The following is a 13980-nucleotide window of genomic DNA, read 5'->3' on the forward strand; positions in this document are numbered from 1 at the left end:
CCCGGTCGGCCGTGGGCTCGCGCCCGGCGAAGCGGAGGCCTCGTCCATCGGCGCGGACCCTTCCCGCCCTCGCCCAACTGGATACCGGCCCGGAGGGAGTGGCCCGTTGACGGATTCCATCGACCGCTCCTCAGGCCGGGTCCTGCCGCTCGGTGTTCGGCGAACAGTCGCACGACATTGAGCTCGTACTCGGCATCCCCGTAGGCTTCGGCGTGGGATACGCCCTGAACGCCGGCGACGCACCAGTCCGCACGGCCGACCCCATACCTGCTACTGGGGTGGCAGGGGCGGATCGCTGATCGTCAACGACCTCGACGCGCGCATGGCCTTCACCTACGTGATGAACCAGATGCCCCACTCCGGCCTCGCCGACCCATGCGGCCAGAAGCTTCTCCAGGCCACCTACGAGGCACTGACGCTCTGATCGAATGCCGCTGCCGGCCGTCGCCCGGCGCGCGGCTCAGGACGCGCCCACCTCCTGAGCCTGCGGACGGCAGCCACCGCTCCACCTGCTCCATGCCGGCTACAGCACGGGGGTGGGCGAATATCACCTGCGCATCTGGTGATGGACGACACCGGTATGGCGGCGGTCGTCTCGTCACTGACCCGTCAGACGCGGTTTCCCGTGGGCTTGAGGATCGCCACGCACTCCACGTGGTGCGTCATCGGGAAGAGATCGAACGCCCGCAGCGTCGCCGGTGCGTAGCCCTCCTCCGCGAAGTACTTCAGGTCGCGGGCCAGGGCCGCCGGGTCGCAGGCCACGTAGGCGATGCGGCGAGCGCCCAGCGACGCCAGCTGGCGGACCGTCTGCTTGCCGGCGCCGGCGCGGGGCGGGTCGAGGACGATGATGTCGGCCTCCTTGATGCCCGTGCGCGGGAGGACCTGCTCGACCTTGCCCTGTTCGATGCGGACGCGGTCGAGGTCCTGGAGGTTGTGGCGGGCGTCCTCGACGGCGCGCTTGCCGGATTCGATGCCGAGGACCGCGCCCTTCTCGCCGATGCGCTCGCCGAGGGCGCCGGCGAAGAGGCCGACGCCGCAGTAGAGGTCGAGGGCCATGTCGCCCTTGCGGGGCATGAGGCCCTGCATGACGGCCTTGACCAGGGTGTCGGCGGCCTGCGGGTGGACCTGCCAGAAGCCGCCCTCGCCGACGCGGTAGGTGCGCTCGTCGGCGCGCTCGCGGACGAAGGGGCGGCCGTGGACGCGGTGGACCTGCTTGTCCTTTTCGCCCACTCGCATCACCGAGACCGGCTTGTCCAGCTCCACGATCGGGAGGCGGCCGCCCGGCTTCGGGGTGAGGATGACCTGGCGGTCCGCGGAGCCCGATGCTGCGATCGCCTCAACCGTTGCCATCTGCGGCCACTCGCGCTTCTCGATGCCGAGCTCGCTGACGCCCGGGGCGGCGATCATGCAGTGGTCGATCACCTGGACCTCGTGCGAGCGGTGCTTGCGCAGGCCCGCGTGGCCCTCGGCGTCGACCGCGTACTGGACGCGGGTGCGCCAGGCGGGGACCTGGCCCGCGGGGAGCTTGTCGCCCTCGGCCGGCATCACGGTGCCGTCCCAGCCGGCCTCCTCGGGGGTGAGGCCCGCGAGGCGCTGGAGCTGCTCGGCGATGACCTCGCCCTTCAGGCGACGCTGGGCGCCCGGCTTGGCGTGCTGCCAGTCGCAGCCACCGCACTTGCCCGGACCCGAGAAGGGGCAGGGGGCCGGCACGCGGTCCTTCGACGATTCCAGGATCTGCACCGCGTCCGCGCGGAGGAAGCGGGACGTCTCCTCGCCCTCCGTCACCCGCACGATCACCCGTTCGCCCGGCAGGGCGTGGCGGACGAAGAGGACGCGGCCCGACTCCGTACGGGCTACGCAGTGGCCGCCGTGCGCCACCGGGCCCACCTCGACCTCGTACTCCTCGCCGACCAGCGATTCCTGCGGTTCGATCTGCATTCGGTCGGCTCCAGAGTCAGCGAAACAAAAGGTGGGGGTGGGACAGCCGTCCAGTCTACGGCCGCCCCACCCCCACCTGCGAATTCGCAGTTGCGGCTGCGTCTCCTACTTCTTCGTGCTCGCCTTTTCCTTCTTCGGCTGCGACACCGGGCCGCGGCGCACCGACCCCGGCGCGTTCCACTCCGCCCGCTTGCGCGCACGCAGCTTCGCCGCCTCCGACGAGTCGAGCTGCCACGGCACCGAGGTGACCATGACGCCCGGCGTGAAGAGCAGGCGGCCCTTCAGGCGCAGCGCGCTCTGGTTGTGCAGCAGGTGCTCGTACCAGTGGCCGACCACGTACTCGGGGATGTAGACGCTGACGACGTCGCGCGGGCTCTCCTTGCGGAGGCTCTTGACGTAGTCGATGACCGGCCGGGTGATCTCGCGGTACGGCGAGTCGAGGATCTTCAGCGGGACGTCGAGGCCGCGGCGCTGCCACTCGTCGCGCAGCAGCTTGGTCTCGGCCGCGTCGACGCTGATGCTGAGCGCTTCGAGGGTGTCGGAGCGCATGAGCTTGGCGTAGGCGACGGCCCGCAGCGTCGGCTTGTGGATCTTGGAGACGAGGACGATCGAGTGGACGCGGGACGGGCGGACGGTCTCGTCGCCCGGGCCCTCGTCGGCGGCGATCTCCTCGGCCACCCGGTCGTAGTGCTTCCGGATCGCCGTCATCGTCGCGTAGAAGATCACCATGCCGAGCAGGGCGACCCACGCGCCGTGGGTGAACTTCGTCAGCAGGACGACGACCAGGACCAGGCCGGTGAGGAAGGCGCCGAAGGTGTTGATCGCGCGGGAGCGGATCATGTGGCGGCGCTTGGCCGGGTCGGTCTCCGTCCGCAGGTGGCGGTTCCAGTGCCGGACCATGCCGGTCTGGCTGAGGGTGAAGGAGACGAAGACGCCGACGATGTAGAGCTGGATCAGCTTCGTCGAGTCCGCGCCGTAGATGTAGGTGAGGACGGCCGCGGCGCCCGCCAGCAGCACGATGCCGTTCGAGAACGCCAGGCGGTCGCCGCGCGTGTGCAGCTGGCGCGGCAGGTAGCGGTCCTGGGCGAGGATCGAGCCGAGCAGCGGGAAGCCGTTGTACGCGGTGTTGGCCGCGAGGAAGAGGACCAGGGCGGTGGCGGCGGCGAGCACGACGAAGAAGAACGAGCCGCTGCCGAAGACCGCCTCGGCGACCTGGGAGATCACCGGGTTCTGGGTGTAGCCCTCGCCCACCGGCGAGCCGTTCTTGAGCAGGTCGGTGGCCGGGTTCTCGGCCATCCGGACGTTGGTCGCCATGGCCAGGCCGATGATGCCGCAGAACATCGTCACGGCCAGGCCGCCCATCAGGGCCAGCGTCGTGGCGGCGTTCTTGCTCTTCGGCTTGCGGAAGGCCGGCACGCCGTTGCTGATGGCCTCGACGCCGGTGAGGGCGGCGCAGCCGGAGGAGAAGGCGCGCAGCAGCAGGAAGACGAGGGCGAAGCCCGCGAGGCCCTGGTGCTCGGCATGGATGGTGTAGTCGGCGGTGGGGGCCTTCATGGTCTCGCCCATGAAGAGGCCGCGGGCGGCACCCCAGGCGATCATGACGAAGACGCCGCCCACGAAGACGTACGTGGGGATCGCGAAGAGCTTGCCGGACTCCTTGACGCCGCGCAGGTTCATCAGGGTGAGCAGCACGATCACGCCGATGGCGCAGGCCGTCTTGTGCTCGATGACGAACGGGATGGCGGAGCCGAGGTTCTCGATGCCGGAGGCGATGGAGACCGCGACGGTCAGGACGTAGTCGACGAGCAGGGCGCTCGCGACGGTCAGGCCGGCCTTCGGGCCGAGGTTGACGTTGGCGACCTCGTAGTCGCCGCCGCCACTGGGGTAGGCGTGGACGTTCTGGCGGTACGAGGCGACCACCGTGAACATCAGCACGACGACGGCGACGGCGATCCATGGGCTGAAGTGGTAGGCCGACACGCCTGCCGCGGAGAGCACGAGGAGCACTTCGCCCGGCGCGTACGCCACGGAGGAGAGCGGGTCGGAGGCGAAGACGGGCAGGGCGATGCGCTTGGGGAGAAGGGTTTCTCCCAGCTTGCTGCTGTGCAGCGCCCGGCCGATGAGGATCCGTTTCGGCAGGTCGGTCAGTTTGGACACAACAGAGGATCGTAAGCGCTCACCCGTACGGTCGCCCACCCGCCACCCGCCGGAGCGGGAATGTGGCCCACGCCTCATCCCCGGTCCGGCGTACTCCGCGGCGGTTCAGCCGTGCAGCAGGGCCGGCAGCGCCCGGTGTCCGTTCGAGATGAACGACTCGACCGGCTGCAGCTCCTCCTCCCCGGCCGCGAGCCGCATCCGCGGGAAGCGGTCGAAGAGGGCGGGCAGGGCGATGGCCGCCTCCAGCCGGGCGAGGGGCGCGCCGAGGCAGAAGTGGACGCCGTGCCCGAAGGCGAGGTGGTCCTTGACCGCCCGGGTGACGTCGAAGCGGTCCGGGTCCGCGCCGTGCAGCTCCGGGTCGCGGCCGGCGGCGGCGTACGCGGCGAGGATCGCGTCGCCCTTGCGCAGGGTGATGCCTCCCCCGGCCTCTCCGACGGCCTCTCCGCCGATCTCGATGTCCTCGGTGGCGTAGCGCAGCGGGAGGCTCGCGACGGGGGAACGGTGGCGCAGCGTCTCCTCGATCACGTCGTCCCAGCTCGCCGCGCCCGAGCGGACCAGGGCGAGCTGGTCCGGGTGGGTGAGGAGGGCGTGGACGGCGTTGTCGAGGAGGTTGACGGTGGTCTCGTGCCCGGCGCTGATCACCAGCAGCAGGGTGTCGAGGAGCTCCTGCTCGCTGAGGCGGGAGCCGTCCTCCTCGCGGGCGGAGATCAGCACGCTGGTCATGTCGTCGCCGGGTGCGGTGCGCTTGGCGGCGACGAGGGCGCCGAGCAGCTCGTAGGTCCGGGCGTACGTGGCGGTGACCTCGGCGGGGTCGGCGGAGGTGTGGAAGATGCTGTCGACGCAGTCCCGCAGGCCCTCGCGGAGGTCCGGGTCGGTCACGCCGAACAGCTCGCAGATGACCTGGATGGGGATCGGGTACGCGTAGCGCTCGCGCAGGTCGACGGTCTCGCCGGGGGCGGTCGCGGCCAAGCCGTCGAGGAGGTCCGCGGTCAGCGCCTCGATGCGGGGGCGCAGGGCGGCGGTGCGGCGGGCGGTGAAGGCCTTGGCGACGAGGGAGCGCAGCCGCTTGTGGTCGGTGCCGTAGGCGGTGAACATGTTCTGCACCGCCACCCAGGTGAACAGGGGCCAGTCGGGCGAGATGTCACCGTTGATCCAGGCCGGCCAGTGCTGGTTGGGGTCCTTCGAGACGCGCGGGTCGGTCAGGAGCTCCTTCAGCAGCGGCTGTGTGGTCACTGCCCACGCCACCACTCCGCCAGGAAGCTCCACGGGCGTCGCCGCGCCGCGGGCCCGGACCCGGGCGGCCTCCCCGTGGATGTCGCTGCCGGTGGCGTCGATCCGGAGGGGGGCGGGCTGAACCGGGACGGCGCCGGGCCGGCGGTCCGTGCTGGGCTTGCGTTCCATCGGCTGTCTCCAGGGAGGTCGGCCTGCTGCGGGGACGGGGCGGACTGGGGCTGCTCGTACGGCGGTACGGGGCCGGGCCCGGGGCGGCGCACGGCCGAGAGGTCGTGCACGGGCGCGGGCCGCGGACCGGCCGGCGGGGCCGGGGGGAAGCGTACGGGCAGCGCCGTCAGGGCGCGGTGGAACGGGCCGGGCCGCCAGACGAGGCGGTCGGCCGGGACGGCGAGTTCGAGGTCCGGCAGCCGGTCGAGGAGCTTCTCGACGGCGACGGCGGCGATCAGGCGGGCCGCGTCCTTGGCCGGGCAGTGGTGGGGGCCGGCGCTCCAGGCGAGGTGGGCGCGGTTGCCGGTGCGCCGGGTGGTGAGCAGCGCGGGGTCGGTGTTGGCGGCGGCGAAGCTGACGACGACGGGCTCGCCCGCGGCCAGCGGCACGCCGCCGAAGTCGACGTCCTGCACGGGATAGTGGACGCCGTAGTTGGCCATCGGCGGGTCGAGCCAGAGCACCTCGTCCAGGGCGTCCTCGACCGGCATGCTGCCGCCCGCGAGGTCGCCCGCGAAGCGGTCGTCGGAGAGCAGCAGCCGCAGGGCGTTGGCGATGAGGTTCTGCTGGGGCTCGGTGCCGGCGCCGATGAGGACGACGTGCTGGTGGATCAGCTCCTCGTCGCTCAGGCGGGCGTGGTGGGCCATCAGCCAGGAGGTCATGTCGGCGCCGGGCTGCTCGCGCTTGAGGGCGACGAGTTCGACGAGGCTGCTGGTGATGAGGGCGTCGGCGCGCTCGGCGTCGACGCCGTCGAAGATGCCGGAGAAGCCCTCCACGAGGCGGTCGCCGAGCTCCGGCGGGCAGCCGAAGAGCTGCTGGAAGACCAGCAGCGGCAGCACCTTGGCGTACGCGCCGAGCAGATCGGCCTCGCCGAGGCCCGCGAAGCGGTCGATGAGGGTGTCGGCGCTGCGCTCGACGTAGCCGCGCAGGGCGTTGGGGTCGATGCGCGCGAGGGAGTCGGTGACGGCCTGGCGCAGCCGCGTGTGGGCCTCTCCGTCGGAGAAGAGGCAGTTGGGGCGGTAGGCCATCATCGGCACGACGGGGTTGTCCGGGGCGACGCGGCCGTCGGCGAGGGCGCGCCAGCGGCGGGCGTCCTTGCCGAAGATCTCGGGGGTGCGGAGCACTTCGAGCGCGGCCCGGTAGTCGGTGACGAGGGTCGCGTGGGCGCCGGGGGCCAGTTCCACGGGGGCGGCCGGGCCCAGGGTGCGCAGCCGGGCGTAGACGGCGTGCGGGTCGGCGGCGAAGTCGGGCCCGTACATGGGGGTGGGGGGCCCGGGGGCCCAGGCCCCGGCGGCGTGCTCCTGGTGCGCCGGGCAGCCGGGCGGGGGCACGGCGCCGGCTTCGGGGCGGGGGTGGTTCACGCGTGCTCCCGTACGGTGCGCCGCTGCAGGTACTCGACGAGGGCGATGAGCGCACGGGTCGACGAGACCCGGTCGCGGGCGTCGCAGGTGACCAGGGGGGTCTCGGGGAGCAGGTCGAGCGCCTCGCGGATCTCCGCCTCCGGGTGCACGGGCGCGCCGTCGAAGTGGTTGACGGCCACCCCGTAGGGCAGGCCGAGCTCCTCCAGCAGGCCCATGACGTCGAAGGACTGCTCCAGGCGGCGGGTGTCGGCGAGGACGAGCGCGCCGAGCGCGCCCTGCGTCATGTCCTGCCAGAGGCGGGTGAAGCGCTGCTGGCCGGGGGCGCCGAAGAGGTAGAGCACCAGGCTGTCGCTGAGGGTGAGGCGGCCGAAGTCCATGGCGACCGTGGTGGTGGTCTTGCCCTCGATGCCGGCGAGGTCGTCGACCCCCGCCCCGGCCTGGGTCATGGTCTCCTCGGTGCGCAGCGGCCGGATCTCCGACAGCGAGCCGACGAACGTGGTCTTGCCGACGGCGAAGTGGCCGACGACGAGGAGCTTGGCCGCGGTGCTCACGGTGCGCCGCAGGTACAGCTGCTCGCCGCCGGCGCCGGGAACGGGCTCGACGGGACCTGCGGGCTCAGAGGCGAGCGCGAAGTCCATCCAGCACCTCCTGCAGGATCTGGGCCTCGGGGAGTTGTGCCGAGGGGATGGGGGCCCGGGTGATGAGGTGGCCGCTGTCGACCAGGTCGCCGAGCAGCACCTTGGTGACGCTCACGGGCAGCATCAGGTGCCCGGCGATCTCGGCGACCGACAGGGGGCCGCCGAGGCAGAGTTCCATGAGCCGGCGCTTCTCGGGGCTGAGCCCGGTGAGCGGCCGGTCGTACTGGGCCAGGACCAGGGTGACCAGGTCGAAGGTGTTGCGGGTCGGGTGGGCGCGGCCGTCGGTGACGACGTACGGGCGCACTAACCCTCTCTCGTGCCTCGGCGCCGGCGGGGTCATGCCGGGGCGCCCGAGCCCTGCCAGGTGCCCGCGCGGGGCGGGCTGGTCAGCTCCTTGCCGAGCCGGTCGACGAGCTTCTGCATGCGGTACGTGACCGCTTCCATGTCGACGTGCTCGGTCGCGGACACCGCGAGGTACGCGCCCGGGCCGGCCGCGATGAGGAAGACGTAGCCGTGGGCGAACTCCACGAGCGTCTGCCGCCAGGGGTTCTCCTGCTGGCCCTGGTTGCAGAACTCGGAGGTGGAGCGGCTGATGGACTGCAGGCCGGAGAGGGCCGCGGCCTGGCGCTCGGCCTCGTCGCGCTCGATGCCCTGGGAGCGGGCGCGGAGCATGCCGTCGGAGGACAGGAGGATCGCGTGCCGGGCTTCGGGCATCTTGACGACCTCGTCCAGCATCCAGCCGAGTTCGTTGTTGAGGTGGTCGTTCACGCGGGGGGGTTCCCTTCGTCGTCTACGGGGGCGGGGGTGCCGGGTGCTCCGGGGGGCGCCTCGTGCGCCGGTGTCCCCTGCAGGGGGCCGATGGGCGTGCCGGCGGCGGGGGTGCGGCCCGCTCGGGTGCCGCGGGCGAAGGCGCCCATGCGGCGGGCGGTCTCCTCGGCGGTGCGCTCGCCGGCGCCGGTGCCGCCGGTGCCCGGGGCGGGCGTCTCCGCGGGCAGGGGTGCGGGCCGGCCCCGGTGGCTGCCGCCGGCGGCGGGCTGCCGGCGGCGGCGCTTGGGCAGGCCGCCCGCGGTGGAGCCGACGGAGCCGGGGACGGGACCGGCGGTTCCGGGGGTGTCGGAGGGCGCGGCGTGGCTGCCGGAGGGCGCGGCGTGGCCGGCCTGCGTCGCGGGGAAGCCGGATGCGGCCGGGGAGTCCGGAGCGGCCGGGAAATCCGGGGCGGCCGGGAAGTTCCGTGCGTCGGGAAAGTCCGGGAAGTCCGGGACCGGTGCCTGGGCCGGGGGGTGCGTCGCCGCCGGGCGGTCCGCCTCGTGCCCGCGTCCCTGCCCGCGTCCGTGTTCACGCCTGTGGCCTTGCTCGCGCCCGCGCCCGTGCCCGCGCCCGTGCCCCTGCTCGGCCTGGGGCCGCAGCGGCGTGGTGTCGGGCCCGTCGATGTCGATCTGGGTGAGCAGGGTGCTGGGGAGAAACAGCACGGCCCGGACGCCGCCGTACGGCGAGCGCGTGTCGACCGAGACGCTGAACCCGTAGCGCGCGGCGAGCACGCCGATGACGGGGAAGCCGAACTGGGGCGGGTCGCCGAGGCGGGAGACGTCGACGGTGGCGCGGCCGGTGAGCAGGGCGCCGGCCCGCTGGATCTCCTGGCCGTCCATGCCGACGCCCGCGTCGTCGATGACGATGCAGGCGCCGTTGTGCACGGGCTGCAGGCCGACCTCGACGGTGGTGTTGGGCTGGGAGTGGCGCGCGGCGTTGTCGAGGAGCTCGGCGACGGCGAGCACGACCGGCTCCACGGCGCGGCTGACGACGGCGAGGTCGGCCTGGCTGTGGACCTGGACGCGCCGGTAGTCGCGGATGCGGGAGGTGGCGCCCCGTACGACATCGGTCAGGGGCGAGGCGGCGCGCTGCCGGCCGGGCCAGGAGCCGCACAGGACGGCGATGGCCTGGGCGCGGCGGCCGAACTGGGAGTTGGCGTGGTCGATCTGCAGCAGGTCGCGTAGCACGTCGGGATTGTCGTGCCGGTCCTGCATGTCGGAGATGGCCAGCTGCTGCTCGTGGGCGAGTCCCTGGAGCGCGCGCATGGAGGCCTTGAGGGCGGCCTTCGCGGACTGGTCGGCGCGGGCCTGCGCCTTGTCGACGGCCTGGGTGAAGGTGTCCATCACGGACTGCAGGCCGTGCGCGAAGACGGTGCCGGCGAGCTGCTCGTCGAGCAGGCCGGGCAGGGGCACGGGCTGGTTCATGGAGGCCGTCACGGCGGGGAGCCGGACGGCCGTCAGGTGGCCGAGCTCGGTGTCGCGCGCCCGCTGGCCCTCCTCCAGCGTCGCGGCGCGCAGCCGCAGGGCCGCGGCGATGCCGCGCTGGCGCACCAGCAGGACCGCGACGGCGATCAGCGCGGCGGCCAGACACCAGGTCACTGCGTCCGGTATGTGATGTGACATCAATTCCTCGTGGACGCAGGGGGCATGCGGACGGCTGGACGAGGCCGTTGTCCCTGACGTCCCGTCCAGAAGCGGAATACGCGGATCATCCTAACCACGGCCGTAGCCGGGTGGCCGATCTTCGCCTGCGGATGACCGAACACGCATCCGCCTTCCGCAGGGCCTCGGACGAGGGTACGGAAGGCGGAAGGCGGGTGCAGGCAGTGCGGGTGAAGTGTTGTCAGGACCACAGTGCGCGGTCGGCCGGCGGGAGGGCGCGGTCGACCAGCGGGCCCGCGGCGCCGGTGTAGTCGGCGGGGTCGCAGAGGGCGGCCAGCTCGGCGGCTGTGAAGCGACCGTCCAGTAGCGGCTGCTCGGCGAGGATCAGGTGCAGTTCCCGGCCATTCGCGGCCGCTTCGGCCGACGCCGCGGTGAGCAGCCGCTTGGCCGCCGACCGGCCGATACGGGGCGCCAGGACGGCCGCGAGCCGCTCCGAGACGACCTGGGCCCCCGTCAGGCGGAGGTTCTCGCGCATCCGGTCCGGCCGCACCTCCAGGCCCTCCGCGAGCTCGACGGCGGTACGGGCCGCGCCGCCGGCCAGGCGCAGGCATTCGCGCAGCAGCTGCCACTCCGCGTGCCACGCGCCGGCCGAGCGCTCGTCCTCCGCCGCCAGACACTGCGTCAGGCCGGCCGCCAGGACCGGCACCTGCAGCGCCGCGCTGCGGATCAGGGTGGCGAGGACGGGGTTGCGCTTGTGCGGCATGGCCGAGGAGGCGCCGCGGCCCGCGCGGCCGCCGCCCGGCTCGGCGACCTCGCCGGCCTCCGTGCGGGCCAGCGACTGCACGTCCGCCGCGATCTTGCCGAGGGCGCCGGCGGTGAACGCGAGGGCGGCGGCCAGATCGGCCACCGGGGTGCGCAGGGCGTGCCAGGGCAGGGGCGGGCGTTTCAGCCCGGTCTCGGCGGCGAAGGCGTCGGCGAGCCGCGCCGCGTAGCTGCCGTCCTGCGTGCCCCGGACTCCCGCGAGCCGTGCGTACTCCAGGTAGCCGGCGAGCGTGCCGGCCGCGCCGCCGAGCGAGACCGGCAGGCTGGCGTGCACGTGTCCGAGCCGCTGCTCCGCGTCGAGGGTGAGCTGCCGCCAGCCTGCCGCCTTCAGCCCGAAGGTCGTCGGTACGGCGTGCAGGGTGAGCGTGCGGCCCGCCATGAGGGTGTCCCGGTGACGGGCCGCGAGCACGGCCAGCGCCTCGGCGGTACGGGTCAGGTCCGCGCGGACCGTGCGCAGCGTGCGGTCCGCGACCAGCATGGTGCCCGTGTCGAGGATGTCCTGGCTGGTGGAGCCGCGGTGCACGTACTCGGCGGCCTGCGGGTCCTCCGCCGCGACGAGCTCTGTGAGCGCCTGCACGAGGCCGACGACGGGGTTCGCGGTCTGCCGCGCGGCCAGCGCGAGCGCTCGTACGTCGAACCGGTCCGCGCGGGCGGCGCGGGTGATGGCTTCCGCGGCCCCGGCGGGCACGGCCCCGAGCCGGGCCTGCGCCCGGGCGAGCGCGGCCTCGGCATCGAGCATGGCCTGCAGCCAGGCGGTGTCGCCGGTGGCCGCTTCGGCGGGGGCGCCGACCCGAACGGGGGACAGCAGCCCGACGTCGGCGACGGGGGCCTTGCCGGCCGGGGCGGGGGGTGCCTGCGGGCCCGGCGCGGCGGCCCCGGACGGGCTGCCGGCGCCCGCCACCCCACCGCCGCTACGGCGATCAGCCACAACGACGGTCTCCGGCGGTGCCCAACCGGCCTCGCTACGTCGGGCTGCCGGCGCCCGCCACCCCACCGCCGCTACGGCGATCAGCCACAACGACGGTCTCCGGCGGTGCCCAACCGGCCTCGCTACGTGGCACCGCCGGGCTCCGCCATGGTCATACGATCACGCCCTGTTCGTCCGAGTCCGGAGTCGTCGGGCGGAGCGACGGGGGGACGTGGGCTACCGGGGGGAGGGACAGGACTGCGCGGGCTATCGCGTCCGCGTCGGCCAGGGTCACCGAGTCCACGCCCGGGCGGATGCCCGCCGCCGTGACCCAGTGGACGGACTCCGTGGGCACCCCGTAGGCGAAGCGGCGCGGGTGGGGGCGGCCGCGGCCGTCGACGACGTGGTACGGGCGCTCGGTGACGGCCAGTCCGCCCGTCTCGTAGCCGGCGCCCGTGGCCGTCGGGATGCGGTACGTGGTGACCTGATCGGTGTTCAGGAGGTGCCGCAGCAGGGGGTCGGCGGTGCGCCGCAGGTCCGGCTCGGGCAGCCGGGCCTCGATGAGCACGCGGGACCGGACGGGCGGCCCCGGCACGGCGCGGCAGTCGGCGACGAACGAGGGCCCGCCGGGGCCGGCGACGTCCAGGCGGACGACGGTGCCGGGCCCGGTGACCTCCAGGACCCCCGCCTCGATGAGGGCGGTCATCTCCTCGATGCGGGAGGCGGGCGGGCCGATGGAGAGGAAGGCGTTGAGGGGGGTGTACCAGCCTTCGAGGTCGTCGCGGTGGGAGTCGCCCTCCAGGCCGCCGTGGTCGACGGCGAGCCGTATCTCGTTGCGCAGGTCGCGCAGGACGTCGAGGGCGGCCTTCAGGGGCCCGCTGACGTTGCCGGCGCGCGCGGCCCGGACGTCCGCGCGCAGGTAGTCCAGGAGCCAGGCACGGAACTCGGCGCGGCCGGCGAACGCGCGGTCGACGTACGGCCTGGCGAGCCGCTGCCAGTCCCAGCGGTCGGCGGGGGCGATGCGGAACGCGTCGAGGAGGTCCGCGCGGTCGTCGTCCTTCTCCAGGGCCAGGAACCGCCCGGTGAACTCCTCCCGCTCCCCCGCCCGGCCCAGCCGCTCCAGCAGCGTGCCGTAGTAGACGCTCTCCACTTCGCCGGCGATCAGGGGCCACAGGTCGGTGCCGAAGCGCACGGGCCCGCCGCGGGCGGCGCGCTCGCGCAGGCCCGCGATGTAGCCGGCGGTGAGCAGCCGGGGCAGGTAGCGGCCGTGCGCGCCCTTCTCGTTCTCGCCGCGTGCGTGGTAGGGCACGCCGCGCCGGGAGAAGGCGTACAGCCGGGGCTCCGCGCCGGAGGGCCGGTAGACGGTGCGGTCCCCGTCGCGGGCGAACTCGCCGCCGCGCCCGGCGGTGAACAGCGCCATGTAGTCGAAGAAGTTCAGCCCGAGCCCGCGCAGCAGCACCGGCGCGCCGGGCGCGATGTGCCCGAGGTCGAGGTCGGCGGGGTTGACGGGCGTGACGTAGTCGAGGTGGTGGATGCGGGCCAGCGACGCCGTACGGGCCTCCCGGGCGGACAGCTGCGCGGGCACGTGGCCGAGCGCCATGACGATCGCGTCGAGCTGGTTGAGGCGCGTGCCGTCCTCCAGGCGGATGCCCTGCGGCCCGCCGGTGATGCCCTCGGTGTCGGCCATGGCCACCGCGCGCGAGCGGTGCACCTCGATGGTCATGTGCGCGGGGGCGCGGGCGGCGATGCGCCGGAAGCTGTCGTGGAGGTAGCGGCCGTAGAAGGCGCGGGTGGGGTAGTCGTCGGGGCCGAGCGCCCGCGCCTCCGCGAGGGTGGCGTCGTCGTGATCCGTACCGCTGCCCTTGCTGTCGCCGCTGCCGTCCGGAAGGCCCGCGACGCCCCGCGCCCACTCGTACAGGCTGGGCCCCGGCTCGACCGGGCCCTCGATCCGGGCGCTGTCGTCCGTGTACACGGTGATCTGCGAGGCCACGGTGTTCATCAGCAGGTGGGGCGACTGTTCGGCGCGCCACACGGTACCCGCGCCCGGGGCGGACGGGTCGACGACGTGCACGGTCACCGCGGAGTGCGAGGGCTCGGCGCGCTCGTTGGCGCACAGCCGCTCCAGCACGGACAGCCCCCGCGGGCCGACGCCGACGATGCCGACCTCTGTACGACTGCTGTTCATGCGTCTGCTCCTCCGTTCTGAGGGGACTTCCGCTCCGTACGCCTTGCCGTCTCACCGTCCGGTCTCCGACTCACCGTCCGGTCTCCATCTCGCCGTTCCGGAAGGGCCGGGTCAACGCGCGGCCGCC

10 protein-coding genes are annotated in these 13980 nt (G+C 73.6%); all 10 read right to left on the reverse strand.

Features of this window, described 5'->3' with window-relative positions; all coding sequences use genetic code 11:
* Positions 1-609 precede the first annotated feature (609 nt).
* The 10 genes from IF61_RS0110705 to IF61_RS0110750 all read right to left on the reverse strand — a co-directional run bounded on the left by IF61_RS0110705 (position 610) and on the right by IF61_RS0110750 (position 13853).
* Entirely contained in the window at positions 610-1938 is a 1329-nt protein-coding gene (locus tag IF61_RS0110705) for a class I SAM-dependent RNA methyltransferase (RefSeq protein WP_030366066.1), read from the reverse strand.
* Positions 1939-2043: 105 nt separating this feature from the next.
* Entirely contained in the window at positions 2044-4095 is a 2052-nt protein-coding gene (locus tag IF61_RS0110710; RefSeq protein ID WP_030366067.1) for an APC family permease, read from the reverse strand.
* A 105-nt stretch (positions 4096-4200) separates the two neighbouring features.
* Positions 4201-5328, reverse strand: a complete 1128-nt coding sequence (locus tag IF61_RS0110715) for a cytochrome P450 family protein (RefSeq protein ID WP_245684475.1) — start codon at positions 5326-5328, stop codon at positions 4201-4203.
* Positions 5325-6791 carry a cytochrome P450 gene (locus IF61_RS0110720; protein WP_043188666.1) on the reverse strand — a complete coding sequence of 489 codons (1467 nt, stop codon included), beginning with the start codon at positions 6789-6791 and terminating at the stop codon, positions 5325-5327. The genes IF61_RS0110715 and IF61_RS0110720 overlap by 4 nt, the downstream gene beginning before the upstream one ends.
* A 98-nt stretch (positions 6792-6889) precedes the next feature.
* A complete protein-coding gene (locus tag IF61_RS0110725) occupies positions 6890-7531 on the reverse strand; it encodes a GTP-binding protein (RefSeq protein WP_030366070.1) in 642 nt (213 codons plus the stop codon).
* Positions 7509-7871, reverse strand: a complete 363-nt coding sequence (locus IF61_RS0110730; RefSeq protein WP_030366071.1) for a DUF742 domain-containing protein — start codon at positions 7869-7871, stop codon at positions 7509-7511. Before IF61_RS0110730 ends, IF61_RS0110725 begins: the two co-directional genes overlap by 23 nt.
* Positions 7868-8266 (reverse strand): roadblock/LC7 domain-containing protein, encoded by a 399-nt coding sequence (locus IF61_RS0110735; protein ID WP_228774399.1) that lies wholly within the window; start codon positions 8264-8266, stop codon positions 7868-7870. Before IF61_RS0110735 ends, IF61_RS0110730 begins: the two co-directional genes overlap by 4 nt.
* Before the next feature lie 29 nt (positions 8267-8295).
* Positions 8296-9960 (reverse strand): ATP-binding protein, encoded by a 1665-nt coding sequence (locus IF61_RS33340; protein ID WP_245684476.1) that lies wholly within the window; start codon positions 9958-9960, stop codon positions 8296-8298.
* Between the two features lie 220 nt (positions 9961-10180).
* Entirely contained in the window at positions 10181-11662 is a 1482-nt protein-coding gene (locus tag IF61_RS0110745; protein ID WP_030366074.1) for a nitrosuccinate lyase, read from the reverse strand.
* 178 nt (positions 11663-11840) lie between these two features.
* Complete coding sequence (locus IF61_RS0110750; protein WP_030366075.1) at positions 11841-13853, reverse strand: FAD/NAD(P)-binding protein; 2013 nt, start codon at positions 13851-13853, stop codon at positions 11841-11843.
* Between the last annotated feature and the right edge of the window lie 127 nt (positions 13854-13980).

Source organism: Streptomyces roseoverticillatus (assembly GCF_000719265.1).
GTDB lineage: Bacteria > Actinomycetota > Actinomycetes > Streptomycetales > Streptomycetaceae > Streptomyces > Streptomyces roseoverticillatus.

What these genes read in the sequence shown, in the direction of transcription:
- IF61_RS0110725 (WP_030366070.1), bottom strand. Translation starts at nt 7,531, where the DNA reads ATGGACTTCGCGCTCGCCTCTGAGCCCGCAGGTCCCGTCGAGCCCGTT.
- IF61_RS0110720 (WP_043188666.1), bottom strand. Translation starts at nt 6,791, where the DNA reads ATGTACGGGCCCGACTTCGCCGCCGACCCGCACGCCGTCTACGCCCGG.
- IF61_RS0110750 (WP_030366075.1), bottom strand. Translation starts at nt 13,853, where the DNA reads ATGAACAGCAGTCGTACAGAGGTCGGCATCGTCGGCGTCGGCCCGCGG.
- IF61_RS0110705 (WP_030366066.1), bottom strand. Translation starts at nt 1,938, where the DNA reads ATGCAGATCGAACCGCAGGAATCGCTGGTCGGCGAGGAGTACGAGGTC.
- IF61_RS0110730 (WP_030366071.1), bottom strand. Translation starts at nt 7,871, where the DNA reads ATGACCCCGCCGGCGCCGAGGCACGAGAGAGGGTTAGTGCGCCCGTAC.
- IF61_RS0110735 (WP_228774399.1), bottom strand. Translation starts at nt 8,266, where the DNA reads ATGCTGGACGAGGTCGTCAAGATGCCCGAAGCCCGGCACGCGATCCTC.
- IF61_RS33340 (WP_245684476.1), bottom strand. Translation starts at nt 9,960, where the DNA reads ATGTCACATCACATACCGGACGCAGTGACCTGGTGTCTGGCCGCCGCG.